The sequence below is a fragment of the Bradyrhizobium sp. CCBAU 11430 genome (assembly GCF_028128855.1).
Lineage (GTDB): Bacteria > Pseudomonadota > Alphaproteobacteria > Rhizobiales > Xanthobacteraceae > Bradyrhizobium > Bradyrhizobium ottawaense.
Map to the genome: position 1 here is coordinate 264,038 of NZ_LBJV01000071.1, position 15,731 is coordinate 279,768.

The 15,731-nt window shown below is 65.9% G+C and carries 15 protein-coding genes; 9 read left to right on the forward strand and 6 right to left on the reverse strand.

From position 1 onward, the window contains the following. Positions 1-98: 98 nt before the first annotated feature. The 3 genes from XI04_RS32505 (at position 99) to arfB (ending at position 3,391) form a co-directional block, all read left to right on the forward strand. Positions 99-1,493, forward strand: a complete 1,395-nt coding sequence (locus XI04_RS32505; RefSeq protein ID WP_038974639.1) for a M16 family metallopeptidase — start codon at positions 99-101, stop codon at positions 1,491-1,493. Then, on the forward strand, positions 1,490-2,857 hold the full coding sequence (locus XI04_RS32510) for a M16 family metallopeptidase (RefSeq protein ID WP_271610007.1): 1,368 nt from the start codon (positions 1,490-1,492) through the stop codon (positions 2,855-2,857). The genes XI04_RS32505 and XI04_RS32510 overlap by 4 nt, the downstream gene beginning before the upstream one ends. A gap of 117 nt (positions 2,858-2,974) precedes the next feature. Then, a complete protein-coding gene (arfB, locus tag XI04_RS32515; RefSeq protein WP_018321949.1) occupies positions 2,975-3,391 on the forward strand; it encodes an alternative ribosome rescue aminoacyl-tRNA hydrolase ArfB in 417 nt (138 codons plus the stop codon). Between the two features lie 62 nt (positions 3,392-3,453). On the opposite strand, the gene XI04_RS32520 is transcribed toward arfB, so the two are convergent. After that, positions 3,454-3,762 carry a hypothetical protein gene (locus tag XI04_RS32520; RefSeq protein WP_028140134.1) on the reverse strand — a complete coding sequence of 103 codons (309 nt, stop codon included), beginning with the start codon at positions 3,760-3,762 and terminating at the stop codon, positions 3,454-3,456. 334 nt (positions 3,763-4,096) lie between these two features. Here XI04_RS32520 and XI04_RS32525 point away from each other — a divergent pair, with 334 nt between their 5' ends. The 4 genes from XI04_RS32525 to XI04_RS32540 are packed head-to-tail and all read left to right on the forward strand — an operon-like array spanning position 4,097 to position 7,029. Next, positions 4,097-4,450 carry a c-type cytochrome gene (locus tag XI04_RS32525; protein ID WP_333916314.1) on the forward strand — a complete coding sequence of 118 codons (354 nt, stop codon included), beginning with the start codon at positions 4,097-4,099 and terminating at the stop codon, positions 4,448-4,450. Then, positions 4,451-4,846, forward strand: coding sequence for a VOC family protein (locus XI04_RS32530; protein WP_028140132.1), 396 nt, complete (start codon positions 4,451-4,453; stop codon positions 4,844-4,846). A 35-nt stretch (positions 4,847-4,881) separates the two neighbouring features. Further along, positions 4,882-5,430, forward strand: coding sequence for a gluconate 2-dehydrogenase subunit 3 family protein (locus XI04_RS32535; RefSeq protein WP_271610006.1), 549 nt, complete (start codon positions 4,882-4,884; stop codon positions 5,428-5,430). Between the two features lie 30 nt (positions 5,431-5,460). Then, positions 5,461-7,029 carry a GMC family oxidoreductase gene (locus XI04_RS32540; protein ID WP_018321944.1) on the forward strand — a complete coding sequence of 523 codons (1,569 nt, stop codon included), beginning with the start codon at positions 5,461-5,463 and terminating at the stop codon, positions 7,027-7,029. 220 nt (positions 7,030-7,249) lie between these two features. Here XI04_RS32540 and XI04_RS32545 read toward each other — a convergent pair whose 3' ends face one another. Beyond that, positions 7,250-7,567 carry a ribbon-helix-helix domain-containing protein gene (locus tag XI04_RS32545; RefSeq protein WP_271610005.1) on the reverse strand — a complete coding sequence of 106 codons (318 nt, stop codon included), beginning with the start codon at positions 7,565-7,567 and terminating at the stop codon, positions 7,250-7,252. 254 nt (positions 7,568-7,821) lie between these two features. On the opposite strand from XI04_RS32545, the gene mutL reads away from it, so the two are divergent. Continuing rightward, a complete protein-coding gene (mutL, locus tag XI04_RS32550) occupies positions 7,822-9,636 on the forward strand; it encodes a DNA mismatch repair endonuclease MutL (protein WP_271610004.1) in 1,815 nt (604 codons plus the stop codon). Positions 9,637-9,743: 107 nt separating this feature from the next. Here mutL and rsmD read toward each other — a convergent pair whose 3' ends face one another. Both rsmD and XI04_RS32560 read right to left on the reverse strand, forming a co-directional pair. After that, on the reverse strand, positions 9,744-10,298 hold the full coding sequence (gene rsmD / locus XI04_RS32555; protein WP_271610003.1) for a 16S rRNA (guanine(966)-N(2))-methyltransferase RsmD: 555 nt from the start codon (positions 10,296-10,298) through the stop codon (positions 9,744-9,746). Positions 10,299-10,438: 140 nt separating this feature from the next. Then, on the reverse strand, positions 10,439-12,571 hold the full coding sequence (locus XI04_RS32560) for a pseudouridine synthase (protein ID WP_271610002.1): 2,133 nt from the start codon (positions 12,569-12,571) through the stop codon (positions 10,439-10,441). A gap of 120 nt (positions 12,572-12,691) precedes the next feature. On the opposite strand from XI04_RS32560, the gene XI04_RS32565 reads away from it, so the two are divergent. Further along, positions 12,692-13,150 (forward strand): nucleoside deaminase, encoded by a 459-nt coding sequence (locus tag XI04_RS32565; protein WP_038947486.1) that lies wholly within the window; start codon positions 12,692-12,694, stop codon positions 13,148-13,150. Here the strand turns inward: XI04_RS32565 and XI04_RS32570 are convergent. Both XI04_RS32570 and purD read right to left on the reverse strand, forming a co-directional pair. Then, entirely contained in the window at positions 13,147-14,052 is a 906-nt protein-coding gene (locus XI04_RS32570; RefSeq protein WP_097669100.1) for an alpha/beta fold hydrolase, read from the reverse strand. The genes XI04_RS32565 and XI04_RS32570 overlap by 4 nt on opposite strands. Before the next feature lie 188 nt (positions 14,053-14,240). Next, entirely contained in the window at positions 14,241-15,524 is a 1,284-nt protein-coding gene (gene purD / locus XI04_RS32575; protein WP_095424798.1) for a phosphoribosylamine--glycine ligase, read from the reverse strand. Positions 15,525-15,731 lie beyond the last annotated feature (207 nt).

Here is a 15,731-nt window from a genome sequence, read left to right on the forward strand (position 1 = left end):
TTGGGTTCTCTGCTTCGTGACGCGAAGCCTCAGCCGCACGGTGTAGCATGCCGTGCCGTCCGAGCCGGACATCCGGACCTCGGCCTTTCAAAAGGATCATGATGTCCTCTTACCGATCGGCTGCCTGCCTCTTTGCCGCGCTGCTTTCGACGAGCATTCTCTCGGCCGGCGCGGCCCTTGCCCAGACCACGGTAACATCGGCCCCGCCCGCCAGCTTCACGCTCAGCAACGGCATGCAGGTCGTGGTGATCCCCGACCACCGCACGCCCGTCGTCACCGAGATGATCTGGTACAAGGTCGGCTCGGCCGACGAGACGCCGGGCAAGTCCGGCCTCGCCCACTTCCTCGAGCACCTGATGTTCAAGGGCACCTCGAAGCATCCCGTCGGCGAATTCTCCCAGACCGTGCTTCGCGTCGGCGGCAACGAGAACGCCTCGACCTCGGTCGACTACACCAACTATTACCAGCGCGTGCCGAAAGAGCAGCTGCCGACCATGATGGAGTTCGAGGCCGATCGCATGACGGGCCTCATCCTGAAGGACGAGAACGTGCTGCCCGAGCGCGACGTCGTGCTCGAAGAGTACAACATGCGCGTCGCCAACAATCCGGACGCGCGGCTGAACGAGCAGATCATGGCCGCGCTCTATCTCAATCATCCCTACGGCCGTCCCGTGATCGGCTGGCATCAGGAGATCGAGAAGCTCGACCGCGAGGACGCACTCGCCTTCTACCGCCGCTTCTATGCGCCGAACAACGCGATCCTGGTGATCGCCGGCGACGTCGAGGCCGCCGACATACGCCCGCTGGTGGAGCGCAATTTCGGCTCCATCCCGGCGCAATCAGCGATTCCGGCGCGGCGCGTCCGTCCGCAGGAGCCGGAGCCCGCCGCCCCGCGCACCGTCACGCTGGCCGACCCGCGCGTCGAGCAGCCGAGCATGCGGCGCTATTATCTGGTGCCCTCGGCAACCACGGCCGCGGCCGGTGAAAGCGCGGCCCTCGACGTGTTGGCGCAGCTGATGGGCAGCGGCAGCAATTCCTATCTCTACCGCGCCCTCGTCGTCGACAAGCCGCTCGCGGTCTCCGCCAACGCCAGCTATTCGAGCATCTCACTCGACCCGACCCAGTTCGCGATCTCGGCCTCACCGAAACCCGGCGTCAGCTTTGCCGAGGTCGAGCAGGCGGTCGACGGCGTCATCGCCAATGTCGCGCAGAACCCGATCCGCGCCGAGGATCTGGAGCGGGTCAAGACCCAGCTCATCGCGGAGGCGATCTACGCCCAGGACAATCAGGCGGTGCTGGCACGCTGGTATGGCGGCGCGCTGACCACGGGCCTGTCGATCGAGGACATCAGGAGCTGGCCCGACCGCATCCGCGCGGTCACCGCCGAGCAGGTCCGCGCCGTTGCGCAGAAATGGCTCGAGAAGAAGCGCTCGGTGACGGGCTATCTGATCAAGGACACTGCCGCCACCAAGCGCGAGGAGAAGCGTTCGTGACCTATCCCTTCCTTCGACGCGCTGCATTCTCTTTTGCCACCGGCGCTGCGCTCGCGCTCGCTGCGGTCTCGCCGTCACAGGCGGCCGCAAAGATCCAGCACCTGATCTCGCCGGGCGGTATCGAAGCCTGGTTCGTGCAGGACGCAACCGTGCCGCTGATCGCCATGGAATATTCCTTTGCCGGCGGCTCGGCGCAGGATCCCAAGGACAAGCCGGGCGTCGCCAACCTGGTCGGCGACCTGCTCGACGAAGGCTCCGGCGATCTCGACTCCAAGACCTTCCACGAGCGGCTCGACCGCCGCGCCATCGAGCTCTCCTTCAGCGCCACCCGCGACACCTTCCGCGGCAGCCTGCGCATGTTGCGCGACAACAAGGACGAGGCCTTCGACCTGCTCAGGAGCGCGTTGACCTCGCCGCATTTCGACACCGCCGATGTCGAACGCATCCGCTCGCAGGTCGTCTCGGGCCTGCGCCGCGAGACCACCAATCCGACCTCGCTGGCGAGCCGCAAGTTCCTGGAGGTCGCCTTCGGCGATCATCCCTATGGCCGGCAGACCAACGGCAACCTCGACAGCGTGCCGACCATCACCGTCCCCGACATGAAAGACTATGTCGGCCGCGTGCTTGCAAAGGATGGGCTGAAGATCGCTGTCGTCGGCGACGTCGATCCGGCGACCCTCGGCAAGCTGCTCGACCATACCTTCGGCAGCCTGCCCGCCAAGGCCAACCTCACGCCGGTTCCGGACGTCGAGGCCGCAAAGCCGCCGCAGCGCGCCTTCGTGACGCTCGACGTGCCGCAGACCGTGATAACCTTCGGTGGCCCAGGGGTGAAGCGCAGCGATCCGAACTTCATGGCGGCCTATGTCGTCAATCACATCCTCGGCGGCGGTGGCTTATCCTCCAGGCTCTATCGCGAGGTCCGCGAGAAGCGAGGCCTCGCCTATTCGGTGTTCGAATCGCTGATCTGGATGGAGCATTCGGCGGTGTTCATCGGCAATACCGGCACGCGCGCCGACCGCGCCGGCGACACCATCGACGCCATCGAAAAGGAAGTGCGCCGGATCGCTGAGGAAGGCCCGACGCAGAAGGAGCTCGACGAAGCCAAGTCCTACCTCAAGGGCTCGCAGATGCTGGCGCTCGACACCTCCTCCAAGCTGGCGCAAGCGCTGCTGCAGTACCAGCAGGACAAGCTGCCGATCGACTACATCGAGAAGCGCAATGCCATCGTCGACGCCGTGACGCTGGACGACGCCAAGGCCGCCGCCAAGCGCCTTTGGGGCCAGGGTCTCCTGACCGTCGTCGTCGGCCGCGCCCCGCAGGCCGCGGCGCAGCCCTCCGCGGCTCCGGCGACGAAGTCGAACTGACGTCCCTCTCGGATGTCCTGAAATGGCCGGGCTCGCCCGGCCATTTGCGTTTCCACCAAGCACCATTGCCCAATGCAGACGTCCGCGATATGTCCGGACATCACGAATGGTGCCATCATGCTGCGGATATCCCGCGATCTCGTCATCGACGAGGACGACATCGAGATCGGCTTTGTCCGTGCTTCCGGCCCGGGGGGCCAGAACGTCAACAAGGTCGCGACCTCGGCGCAGCTGCGCTTCGACGCGCGCAAGCTGACCCTGCCGGAGGATGCGGCGATTCGGCTCGCCCGCCTCGCCGGTCAGCGCATGACCAAGGACGGCGTGATCGTGATCCAGGCGCAGCGCTTCCGTACCCAGGAGCGCAACCGCCAGGATGCGATCGACCGCCTCACGGAGATGCTGCGCGAGGCCATGGTGCGGCCAAAGCCGCGTCGGGCGACAAAGCCGACTTTTGGCTCAAAGCAACGCCGGCTCGAGGGCAAGAAGCGCCGCAGCGACGTCAAGGCCGGACGCGGCGGGCGCTTCGACGACTAATTAGCGCGGCAAAAAACTCCGGCCGCGAGGCGACCGGAGTTGTGCCGTCTTACGCGGCTGGACTAGTAACGCTTGGAAGGGGCTGCGCCGCCCGTCGCCGCATCGTCGGCCGTTCCCTTGTGCGCAGCGCTGCCCGTGGTGCCGACCGTACCTCTGGTGCCCTTGGTCGATTTCATGCCGGCCTTCTCGCCCGCCGCGCCCGGCTGAGCATTCATCTCCTCGTCGCCGCTGCCCATCGTGCTGCCTTGCATGGGTTTGCTCTGCACGGTGCCGCCCGGCTTGGCGGTGGGGGGCGCGCTTTGCGCGAGAACGGGCGTCGCAATGAGAGCCGACAGAGCGCATGCGATCATCGAGGTCTTGACCAACTTCATCCATTTCTCCTGGATTTTTTCGCGATGAATGGCCCGGCGGCTTTCACGCCGCTCGTCTGTACCGGGCCATTGCATCGCGTCGAGAATTCGAGCGGCGCAATCGTCATGCAATGCGCATGGTGTGGTGATCGTTTAGGGATTTGACGGCGGTTTCGCGGAATTGTGCTCCGCATATAAGGCGGCGCGGAACAGTGCGCATCACGAGCATCTCCGCGCGCAGCGAAACAGCCCGCTACTACCACCGCCCATCTGACGCCGCCTAGAGTTTGCGCAGATTGATGTGGATGGGCGGCTCTTGACGATGCGCGCGTTCGTGCTGGGATTGTGCACTGCAATGGTGCTGGTGGTGCGGGTTGCCGACGCGCAAATGCCTTTGCCGGCCGCAAAGCCGCCGGATGGCGCGACACTCTTCAAGCAACAATGTGCGGTGTGCCACACGTTGAGCCTGTCGGAGCCGGCGCGCCCGGGACCGCCGCTGCTCAAGGTCTTGGGCCGTCCCGCCGGCAAGGTCGAGGGCTTCAGGTATTCGCAAGGCCTCGCGAACGCGGATTTCACCTGGGACGAAGCCCGGCTCGACGCGTGGCTGACCAATCCGCAGGCCGTCATTCCCGGCGTCGTCATGGCCTACCGGCAAGGCAAGCCGGAGACGCGCGCCGCCATCATCGCTTACCTGAAGGAGCAGCACTGAATGGCAAAGCCGGTGCATTCCATGATCCGCGTGCTTGATGAAGCGCGCTCGCTCGACTTCTACCGGCGTGCCTTCGGCCTCGAAGTCGCCGACCATCTGAAATTCGCGGACTTTGCCCTGATCTATCTGCGTCACCCCTCCTCACCTTTCGAGGTCGAGCTGACGGTGAATTTCGATCGCAAGGAGCCGTACCAGCCCGGCGACGGCTACGGCCATCTCGCCGTCGTGGTCGAGGATCTCGAGACCGAGCATGCCCGCTTCGAGCGCGAGAAGCTCGCGCCAGGGCCCTTACGCGATTTCAAGCACGACGGCAGGACGCTGGCGCGCTTCTTCTTCGTCAGCGATCCCGATGGCTACAAGATCGAGGTGATCCAGCGGGGCGGACGTTTCAACTGATCCAATCATAAAATCAAAATTGACGGAGGAATGCCATGAGAGAAGTCGATCGTCGAAGCAAGCACAGCCGCCGCGTCTTTCTCAAGGGCGCAGCGACCGCCGTGCCGGTCGTGGCCGTCGCGACCAGCGTCGCTGTGAGCATCGAGGATGCGTGGGCCGATGATTCCAGCGCGCTCTCGCCCGCAACGATGAAGACATTGCTGAAAGTCGCGCGCGACATCTACCCGCACGACGTGCTCGGCGACAACTACTACGTCACCGCGATCAAGCCGTGGGACGGCAAGGCGGCGAAGGATCCCGCCGTCAAGTCGCTGATCAGCGACGGCATCACGCGGCTCGATCAGAATGCGCGGGATCGCCACAAGGTGCCCTATGTCGAAGTGCCATGGGAAGCCGACCGGGTCGTGCTCTTGAAGGAGATCGAGGGAAGCGACTTCTTCCAGAAGGTGCGCGGCGACCTCGTCGTGTCGCTCTACAACCAGAAGGAGGTCTGGCCACGCTTCGGCTACGAGGGCTCCTCGGCCGAGCACGGCGGCTACATCAACCGTGGCTTCGCCGACATCGACTGGCTGCCGAAGGCTTGAGACCCACCCCAACGGTTCAGGAGAACGCATATGGCAAAATTCGATCTGAACGACTCCAGCGTTGTGGTGATCGTCGGCTCCGGTGCCGGCGGCGGCACGCTGGGCAACGAGCTCGCGCAGAAGGGCGTCAAGGTGGTCATTCTCGAAGCGGGTCCCCGCATCGAGAACCACGACTTCGTCAACGACGAATGGGAGAGTTTTTCCCAGCTCGCCTGGACCGATGCACGCACCACGTCGGGCACGTGGCGCGTCGCCAAGGATTTTTCCGGCCTTCCCGCCTGGATCGTCAAGGCGGTCGGCGGCTCGACGACCCATTGGGCCGGCGCCTCGCTGCGCTTCGACGAGCACGAGTTCAGGGTGAAAAGCACCTACGGCAACCTTCCCGGCGCAAACCTCCTCGACTGGCCGGTTACCCTCGCCGAAATGGAGCCGTGGTACGCCAAGGCCGAGAACAAGATGGGCGTGACCCGCACCAACGGCATTCCCGGCCTTCCCGGCAACAATAATTTCAAGGTGCTGGAAGCCGGCGCCAGGAAGCTCGGCTACAAGACGGTGCACACCGGCAACATGGCGATCAACAGCCAGCCGCGCGACGGCCGCGGCGCCTGCCAGCAGATCGGCTTCTGCTTCCAGGGCTGCAAATCCGGCGCGAAATGGTCGACGCTCTATACCGAGATCCCCAAGGGCGAGGCGACCGGAAATCTCGAAGTGCGACCGAGCAGCATGGCGATCAAGATCGAGCATGACGCTGGGGGCAAGGTCACCGGCGTCGTCTACGCCGACGAGAGCGGCGCGATGCAACGGCAGAAGGCGCGCATCGTCGCGGTCGCCGGCAATTCGATCGAGAGCCCGCGGCTGCTGCTCAACAGCGCCTCGACCATGTTCCCCGACGGCCTTGGCAATTCATCGGGCCAGGTCGGCCGCAACTACATGCGGCACATGACCGGCAGCGTCTATGCCGTATTCGAGAAGTCCGTGCACATGTATCGCGGCACCACCATGGCCGGGATCATCCGCGATGAAGCCGCCAACAATCCGAAGCGCGGCTTCGTCGGCGGCTACGAGATGGAGACGCTGTCGATCGGGCTGCCGTTCATGGCGGCGTTCCTCAATCCCGGCGCCTGGGGCCGTCCATTCACCGCAGCGCTCGACGGTTATCCCAGGATGGCCGGCATGTGGCTGGTCGGCGAGGACATGCCGCAGGAGACCAACCGCATCACGCTCGACCCTCGCGTGAAGGACAAGTTCGGGCAGCCGGTCGCGAGCGTACATTTCGACGATCATCCCAACGATCTCGCGATGCGCGCGCACGCCTACAAGCAGGGCGCTGCGGTCTACGACGCCGTCGGCGCCACCGTGACCTATCCGACGCCGCCCTATCCGAGCACCCACAATCTCGGCACCAACCGCATGAGCGAGAAGCCGCGCGACGGCGTGGTCAACAAGTTCGGACAGAGCCACGACGTCAAGAACCTGTTCGTCTCGGACGGCAGCCAGTTCACCAGCGGGGCGGCCTGCAACCCGACGCTGACCATCGTCGCGCTGGCGATCCGGCAGGCGGATTACATTGCGGGGGCGATGCAGAAGAAGGAGATTTGAGGAGGGGGTGTTGTCACCGCGCCAGCGATGGCGACGTTGAAGGATTGCGTATCCACACCCAAGGTGTCGTCCCGGCGAACGCCGGGACCCATAACCACAGGCAGACATTCGGCGAAGATTGATCGTTCGGTACACCGACCTTCTGCAACAGCGAGATCACGCGGTATGGGTCCCGGCGTTCGCCGGGACGACATTGTGGAAGCGTGCTCGCGCCCGATTGCTACTCCGCCGCATCGAGAATCGGCGCCACCGTCGCCTTGAACTCCGGCACCGTCGCCATGCTCTTCGAGCGATAGATCAGACACGAGCAGCGCAGCAGCGAGGCGAAATTGTTGACCTCGCCGTGATGGTCGAGGACCTCGTTGTAGAGCGTGGTCAGGAACTTGCCGACGCTCATATGCTCCCTGGCAGCGATCTCCTCCAGCGTATCCCAGAACGCCATTTCCAGCCGGATCGAGGTGCAATGACCGTCGATCCGCAAGGAGCGGGTCTGGGATTCGGAGTCGCCCTGGGGCTGATGCGCAAAGAGATGGCACATGGCGTCCTCCCGTCCTGTTGCCGTTTTTTCACGATGCTACACCGCTGCCCGGCGCCTCACAATCCGGACCGTCGTCGGATGTCGGTCGGTCCCGGTTGCGCAATTTTCTCGAACGCTCAATGTCTTCAATGTGATAGGTAGCCCTCTTCCCCAGGCGGCTGCACGGCTGTTGCCCAACACATGCTTTTGACGCAACACGGCCTAGAATAGCGCTGTCCGCGAATCCAGATTCGTAAGCCTAAACTCAGAACCTCATGCCCGTCCGCCAATTGCCAGAACAGGTCGTCAACCGCATCGCCGCTGGCGAGGTGGTCGAACGACCGGCGAGCGTGGTCAAGGAGCTGGTCGAGAACGCCATCGATGCCGGCGCGAGCCGGATCGACGTCTTCACCGACGGCGGCGGGCGGCGGCGGATCGGCATCACCGATGACGGCGGCGGCATGACCGCGAAAGACCTCGCGCTCGCGGTCGAGCGCCACGCCACGTCCAAGCTCGACGACGAGGATCTGCTGCAGATCCGCACGCTCGGGTTCCGCGGCGAGGCGCTGCCCTCGATCGGCTCGGTGGCACGACTGTCCATCACCACCCGGCATGCCGGTGAGCCGCACGCCTGGGCGCTCACGGTCGAGGGCGGCGAGAAGTCCGAGATCATGCCGGCGGCGCTGGCGCATGGCACCCGTGTCGAGGTTGGCGACCTCTTCTATGCGACGCCGGCCCGGCTGAAATTTTTGAAGACCGACCGCACCGAGGCCGAGGCGATCCGCGAAGTGGTCAGGCGCCTCGCGATGGCGCGGCCCGATATCGCCTTCACGCTCGCGGGCGAAGAGCGCGCACCGGTGACTTGGGCTGCCGCGCTGCCCGGCGCGGCCGGACGGCTGACGCGGCTCGGCGACATTCTGGGCGCTGAGTTTCGCAGCCATGCCTTCGAGGTCCATGCCGAACGCGAGGGCGTGGTGGTCAGCGGCTATGCCGCAGCTCCCGCACTGACCAAAGCCAATGCGCTCGGGCAATATCTCTTCGTCAACGGCCGCCCGGTCCGCGACAAGCTGATCCTGGGCGCGGTGCGCGGCGCCTATGCCGACTATCTGCCACGCGACCGGCATCCCGTGCTGGCGCTGTTCGTCACGCTGGATCCGCGCGAGGTTGACGCCAACGTCCATCCGGCCAAGACCGAGGTGCGCTTCCGCAACGCCGGCCTCGTCCGCGCGCTGATCGTGCACGGGCTGAAGGAAGGCCTCGCGCGGGAGGGCCGACGCACGGCCGCCAACAGCGGTGAGAGCGCGTTGTCCTCGTTCCGGCCGGCCTTCACGCCCCCGCGCCCCGCAAGCTGGGACTGGCGGGCTTCGCCGTCCGCGCCCGTTGCGCCGATGCCGTCATTTGAAGGTGCCGCCGCACCCGCTTTCGCAGAGCGCACGCAGGCCGCCTTCGACGTCGGCACGCCCAGTGCGGACGTGAGGATCGAGTCGCAGCCCGTCAGCAACCTCGTCGACCGCCCGCTCGGCGCGGCGCGCACGCAGATCCACGAGACCTACATCGTCTCGCAGACCCGCGACGGATTGATCATCGTCGACCAGCACGCCGCGCATGAGCGCATCGTCTATGAGCGGTTGAAGGCCTCGCTGGCCGCGAACGGCGTGCAGCGGCAGATCCTCTTGATCCCCGAGATCGTCGAGATGGACGAGGCGACGGTCGAGCGCCTCCTGGAGCGCAGCGAGGAGCTCGCATCGTTCGGCCTCGCCATCGAATCCTTCGGCCCCGGCGCGGTCGCGGTGCGCGAGACACCCTCGCTGCTCGGCAAGACCAATGCGGGCGGCCTCTTGCGCGATCTCTCCGAGCACATGGCCGAATGGGACGAGGCGCTGCCGCTGGAGCGCCGCCTGATGCACGTCGCGGCGACCATGGCCTGCCACGGCTCGGTGCGCGCCGGCCGCAGGCTGCGGCCGGAAGAGATGAACGCCCTGCTCCGCGAGATGGAGGACACCCCGAACTCCGGGCAGTGTAACCACGGCCGGCCGACCTATGTCGAGCTGAAGCTGAGCGATGTGGAGAAACTGTTCGGGCGAAGGTGACGGTGCGTAGGGTGGATTAGCCGAAGGCGTAATCCACCTCTTCTGCTTCCGCGGAAAGAGACCTTGGTGGGTTACGCCTTCGGCTAACCCACCCTACGGCAGCGCAGCTACGGCCTCTTCAAAAACACGAACTCCGTGTCGTCATACGCCCGCCGCTCCAATTCCTCGAAACCTTCCGGCGTCGCGAACTGCGCGGCCTTCGCCTCCTCCACCACCAGCAGCGCGCCGGGCGTGAGCCAGCCGCCATCGCGCAAGCTTGCCAGCGCCTTCTCCGCAAAGCCCTTGCCATAGGGCGGATCGAGGAACGCCAGCGAGAACGGCTCGACGGGATGCGCGGGGCCGAGATCGGTCGCATCGCGGCGATAGACTTTCGTCACGCCGCCGAGGCCGAGCGACTCGACGTTATTGCGCAGCAGCGCCCGCGCTTCCGCGCCATTATCGACGAACAGCGTGAACTTCGCCCCGCGCGACGACGCCTCGATGCCGAGCGCGCCGGTGCCGGCGAAGAGATCGAGCACGCGCGCGTCTTCAATCGGATCGTCATAGGCGTGCACGAGGATGTTGAACACGGACTCGCGCAGGCGGTCCGCCGTGGGGCGGATGTCGCGCGAGGACGGTGAGGCGAGATTGCGCCCCTTCAAACGACCGCCGACGACGCGCATTATACGACTCCGTCATGCCCGGGCTCGTCCCGGGCATCCACGTTCTTCAGTCGGGGACGCGAGCAAGACGTGGATGGCCGGGTCAAGCCCGGCCATGACGACCTCTTGCGCGGTATCGACCTCGTCCCAACCATTGAAACTTACTCGCCATCCTTCGGCGTCAGATCGCGCTTGCCGTGATAGCCGCGCTTGGGACGGCGCGGCGGGCCGTAACCATTGGCTTCCTCCTCGTTGCGCTCGCGCGCCTCCTCGCTGCCGGTGCGCTGCACCAGCACGCGGCGGCCCTTGCGGTCGTTGATGACGGCACGCTTGCTGGCGGGCTTCGTCTCGCGCGGCGCATCGTCGACGCGCGACGAAGATTTCGAGGGCACGTCGAACTGCGCCCCCGACTTCTCGATCACCTTGTCGCCGAGCTGGTCGCGCAGCACGCGCGACTTGATCTCCTCGACCTGACCTTCGGGCACCTCGCCGAGCTGGAACGGGCCGTAGGAGACCCGGATCAGCCGGTTCACCTCGAGCCCGAGATGGGCGCAGACATTGCGCACCTCGCGGTTCTTGCCTTCGCGGATAGCGAACACCAGCCAGACGTTGGCGCCCTGGTCGCGCTCCAGCGTCGCTTCGATCGGACCGTATTTGACGCCCTCGACCTCGATGCCGTTCTTGAGCTCGTCGAGCTGCGCCTGGGTGACGTCGCCATGGGCGCGGACGCGGTAGCGGCGCAGCCAGCCGGTGTCCGGCAGCTCGAGCGTCCGCGCGAGGCCGCCGTCATTGGTGAGCAGCAGCAGGCCCTCGGTATTGAAATCGAGCCGGCCGATCGAGATCAGCCGCGGCAGGCCTTCGGGCAGATTGTCGAACACGGTCGGACGACCCTCGGGATCGTCATGCGTGGTCATCAGCCCGCGCGGCTTGTGATAGAGGAACAGCCGCGTGCGCTCGCGCTCCGGCAACGGCTTGCCGTCGACCAGAACGACGTCGTTCTTTGTAATGTCGAGCGCCGGCGAGTTGATGACGCGGCCGTTGACGGTGACGCGGCCCTGCGTGACCATCTCCTCGGCATCGCGGCGCGAGGCAAGCCCCGCGCGGGCCAGCGCCTTGGCGATGCGCTCGCCGGCCTTCTTCGGCTTCGGCTCTTCTTCCCGGCGCGGCCGCCGGTCGAAATCACGGTCGCGCTCGCGATAGGCGCCGCGGCCGCCGAAGGCGGGGCGTTTCTCGAAAATCCTGCTATCGTCTTCGTTTTCACGGCGCGGGCGATCACCGAAACGGCCTTCGCTGCGCGGATGCTCGTGCCAATCGGAACGGCCTTCCGACCGCTCGCGCGGACGATTGAATTTCGGCCGGTCACCGCCACGCCCGCCGCGGTCGCCATCGCCATCGCGACGGGGCCGATCGAATTTCGGACGGTCCTCGCGCGGCCGATCGAATTTGGGCCGCTCGCGGAACGGACGATCGCCCGATGTGCGATCGTCGCGCGAGCGCGAGAACCGCGGACGGTCCTCGCCGCCTTCGCGCTTTTGCCAGGGCTTGTCCCCGCCGCGGTCGCGGCCGCCAAAATCCTTGCGCGGGCCGCGATCAGGTGCGCCTCGCGAAAACTTTCGCTCGCCGTCGAACTTGCGCTCCGGACGGTCGCCACGCGGCGCACGATCACCGCGATCGAAATTCGGGCGGTCTCCACGCGGCTTAAAACTGCGCTCGCCACGATCTTCGCGCGGCCCGCGATCGGGTGCGCCCCGCGAGAACTTCCGCTCGCCGTCGAACTTGCGTTCCGGGCGGTCGCCACGCGGCGCGTAGGGCTTCTTGTCGCCAAACTTTCTGTCACCGGTCCGGCCGGCCGGGCGGGAATCGTCGCGATCCCTGCGCGGCGGACGGTCGTCGCGGCCATAGGAGGGGCGATCGCCACGCGGCTTGAAGGGACGCTTCTCGCCATCACGCGAGGAGCGATCGGAAAACGGACGGTCGCCACGCGGCTTGAAGCTGCGCTCGCCGCGACCCTCGCTGCCGCGGTCATCGCGCTTGAAGCGGGGACGGTCGGAAAAATCGCGGCGCGGGGCATCGCCCTCCTCGCGGCGGCGGAAGGGTTGACCCTCGCGGGGCGCGCGGCTGTCGCGGTCGCCACGGGGCGGGCGGCTGTCGCGATCGCCCCTCCCTTCGCTCTTGCCCTCAAAACCGCGCTTGGCGAACTTCTTCTCGGGGCCGCGCGCCTTGCCGGAACGGCCGCCTTTGGCCGGGCCTCGCCGGCCGCGGGAATCGTTGTCTTTGTCGCTGTCGCGAGGCATGAATGATCTCACTCAAGGGGGTGGCCGTTAGGCATTGTGCGCGCTCGTTCGGAGCCGCATGCCCAGGCAAAACCGGTAAGCACTTCTGCTGAAGGCGCAGCTACTAGCAGGTTTCTGGCGATGATACGAGGCTTGAAAGCCCCCTCCTTCATGGATTTGGCGCTCAGAACGGCCGAAAATGCCGGAAAAGCGGGCGAAGTTCCGATCGGGTGCGTGGTGGTCCGCAATTACGAGGTGATCGCCACCGCGGCGAACCGGACGCTGACCGATTATGACCCCACCGCCCATGCCGAGATCGTCGCGCTGCGCGAGGCCGCGAAAAAGATCGGCAGCGAGCGCCTGGTCGACTGCGACCTCTACGTGACGCTGGAGCCCTGCACCATGTGTGCGGGCGCGATCTCGTTTGCAAGGGTGAGGCGCCTCTATTACGGCGCCGCCGATCCCAAGGGGGGCGCGGTCGAGTCCGGCGTGCGGTTCTTCGCCTCCCCGACCTGCCACCACGCGCCGGACGTCTATTCCGGAGTCGGCGAGAGCGAGGCGGCGCGGCTGCTCAAGGAGTTCTTTCGCGAGCGGCGCTAGCTGCCTGCGAAAAACTCGCGCAGCGCCTGTGCTGTCACATCCGGGTTCTCCTCGGTGAGGAAGTGACCGGAATCCACCGGCATGCCCACAACGTTCGTCGCCCATTGCTGCCAGGTGTCGAGCGGCGTCGCCGCGGCCTGTGCCACGCCGGCGTTGCCCCACAGCGCCAGCATGGGAATGGTGATCTTCTTGCCGGCTTCGAAATCGGCCTTGTCGAGGTCGTAGTCGAAATAGGCGCCGGCGCGATAGTCCTCGCACATCGCGTGCACGCGGGCGGGATCGCGGAACGGGGCGATGTAGTGCTCGAGCGCGCGCGGGTCGATGGCATCCAGCGTCCTCGACCTGGTCTGGCTCGCCATCTTGAAGCGCAGGAAGAACTCGCCATTGCTCGAGATCAGCGTCTCCGGCAGCGGATAGGGCTGCGCCAGGAAGGTCCAGTGATAGATCTTCAGCGCGTAGGCGCGGTTCATCCGCTCCCAGTAATTATAGGTCGGCAGGATATCGAGCACCGCGAGCTTCGACAGCCGGCCGGGATGGTCGAGCGCGAGGCGATAGGAGACGCGGCCGCCGCGGTCGTGGCCGGCCAGCGCGAAGTGCACGTGACCGAGCCGCTCCATCACCTCCACCATCGCCTTGGCCATCGCGCGCTTGCTGTAGGGGATGTGCAGCGCATCGCTCTCGGGCATGTCGGACCAGCCATAGCCCGGCAGATCGGCGATGATCAGCGTGAAGTGCTTGGCCAGCTCAGGCGCGACCTGGTGCCACATCACATGGGTCTCGGAGAAGCCGTGCAGGAGCAGCAGCGGCGGCCCGCTGCCGCCGACGCGGGCGAAGATCCGGCCGAAGGAGGTGTTGATCCATTCGGAGGCAAAATCCGGATAAAGGTCGGCGAGATCGGACATCTTGTTGCATCCTTGAGAGGTCAGTCGGGGCCTGCCCCCGACACCTAAAATTGCGAAAACAACCCCATGCACAGTACCGGTATCATCATCGGGGTCAGTAAGCCCCGCGACTGATTACACATTGTGGGTGCACATGTGGCCATCCGGTGACGACGACCGCGCCAAGCTAGCTCTGGACGAGCCCTCGCTCAGCCCTTGGCCTTCTCCGCCTCCACCGCCTGCCAGCCGATGTCGCGGCGGCAGAAGCCCTCGGGCCAGCTGATGCGGTCGACGGCCTGATAGGCGCGGGCCTGGGCCTCCGTCACGGTCTTGCCGAGCGCGCAGACATTGAGCACACGGCCGCCATTGGCGAGGATCGCGCCGTCCTTCTCGACCGTGCCGGCGTGGAAGATCTCGACGGTGTCCACCTTCGCCGCGTCATCAAGTCCGTCGATCCGCGTACCCTTCTGGTAGTCGCCGGGATAACCCTTCGCCGCCATCACCACCGTGAGCGCGGAGTCCGGATGCCAGCGCAGATCGAAATTCTTCAGCTGGCCGTCGCAGGCGGCGAGGAAGGCCGGCACGATGTCCGACATCATGCGCAGCATCAGCACCTGGCACTCGGGATCGCCGAAGCGGACGTTGAACTCGAACAGTTTTGGCCCCTGCGTCGTCAGCATGATCCCGGCATAGAGGATGCCGCGGAACGGCGTGCCGCGCTGCTTCATGCCTGATACCGTCGGCAGGATGATCTTGGCCATGATCGCGTCGTGGATCGCGGGCGTGACCAAAGGCGTCGGCGAATAGGCGCCCATGCCGCCGGTGTTCGGCCCGACGTCGTGGTCGAACACGCGCTTGTGGTCCTGGGCGGAGGCCAGCGGAATCGCCGTCTCGCCGTCGCACAGCGCAAAGAAGCTGATCTCGCGGCCCGGCAAGAACTCCTCGATCACGACTTCAGTGCCGGCCTCGCCGAAAGCGCCCTCGAACATCATGGCGATGGCGTCCTCGGCCTCGCGCACGGTCTTGGCGACGACGACGCCCTTGCCGGCGGCGAGCCCGTCGGCCTTCACGACGATCGGCGCGCCCGTGCTCTGCACGTAGGCACGCGCGTCATCGGCGTTGGTGAAGCGCTTGTAGGCGCCTGTGGGAATACCGAACTCGGTGCAGAGCGCCTTGGTAAAACCCTTGGAGCTTTCGAGCTGGGCGGGGATCTTGCTCGGGCCGAACGCCTTGATGCCGGCAGCGGCGAGATCGTCGACGATGCCGGCCGCCAGCGGCGTCTCCGGCCCGACCACCACGAGCTCGACCTTGTTCGTCTTGCAGAAGTCGATCACCGCGGCATGGTCGGCGATATCGAGCGCCACGCATTCCGCCTCCCGCGCGATGCCGGCATTGCCGGGCGCGCACCAGAACCTGGTCACCAGGGGGGAAGCCGCGATCTTCCACGCCAGGGCATGTTCGCGGCCGCCGGAACCGAGCAGGAGAATGTGCATCGAAGGCTCAGAATGAAGGATTTGCTGGGGGCGGAGGTCGCACGAATCGGCTCGCGTCTCAAGGGGCTTGTCCCGAACTCCCCGCCATTCAATCTGCCCGTCATTCAGGGTACGCCCGCTCGGACCACGACTTTTCGCCGTGCGCACGATCAGGTACACGGTCTGCCGTCCCACAGCGCGCTTGCCGGGGCGGATCGTACAAGGGCT

What these genes read in the sequence shown, in the direction of transcription:
- XI04_RS32540 (WP_018321944.1), top strand. Translation starts at nt 5,461, where the DNA reads ATGGCAAAATTCGATCTGAACGACTCCAGCGTTGTGGTGATCGTCGGC.
- XI04_RS32525 (WP_333916314.1), top strand. Translation starts at nt 4,097, where the DNA reads ATGGTGCTGGTGGTGCGGGTTGCCGACGCGCAAATGCCTTTGCCGGCC.
- rsmD (WP_271610003.1), bottom strand. Translation starts at nt 10,298, where the DNA reads ATGCGCGTCGTCGGCGGTCGTTTGAAGGGGCGCAATCTCGCCTCACCG.
- XI04_RS32505 (WP_038974639.1), top strand. Translation starts at nt 99, where the DNA reads ATGATGTCCTCTTACCGATCGGCTGCCTGCCTCTTTGCCGCGCTGCTT.
- XI04_RS32535 (WP_271610006.1), top strand. Translation starts at nt 4,882, where the DNA reads ATGAGAGAAGTCGATCGTCGAAGCAAGCACAGCCGCCGCGTCTTTCTC.
- XI04_RS32560 (WP_271610002.1), bottom strand. Translation starts at nt 12,571, where the DNA reads ATGCCTCGCGACAGCGACAAAGACAACGATTCCCGCGGCCGGCGAGGC.
- arfB (WP_018321949.1), top strand. Translation starts at nt 2,975, where the DNA reads ATGCTGCGGATATCCCGCGATCTCGTCATCGACGAGGACGACATCGAG.
- mutL (WP_271610004.1), top strand. Translation starts at nt 7,822, where the DNA reads ATGCCCGTCCGCCAATTGCCAGAACAGGTCGTCAACCGCATCGCCGCT.
- XI04_RS32530 (WP_028140132.1), top strand. Translation starts at nt 4,451, where the DNA reads ATGGCAAAGCCGGTGCATTCCATGATCCGCGTGCTTGATGAAGCGCGC.
- XI04_RS32520 (WP_028140134.1), bottom strand. Translation starts at nt 3,762, where the DNA reads ATGAAGTTGGTCAAGACCTCGATGATCGCATGCGCTCTGTCGGCTCTC.
- XI04_RS32545 (WP_271610005.1), bottom strand. Translation starts at nt 7,567, where the DNA reads ATGTGCCATCTCTTTGCGCATCAGCCCCAGGGCGACTCCGAATCCCAG.
- purD (WP_095424798.1), bottom strand. Translation starts at nt 15,524, where the DNA reads ATGCACATTCTCCTGCTCGGTTCCGGCGGCCGCGAACATGCCCTGGCG.
- XI04_RS32565 (WP_038947486.1), top strand. Translation starts at nt 12,692, where the DNA reads ATGATACGAGGCTTGAAAGCCCCCTCCTTCATGGATTTGGCGCTCAGA.
- XI04_RS32570 (WP_097669100.1), bottom strand. Translation starts at nt 14,052, where the DNA reads ATGTCCGATCTCGCCGACCTTTATCCGGATTTTGCCTCCGAATGGATC.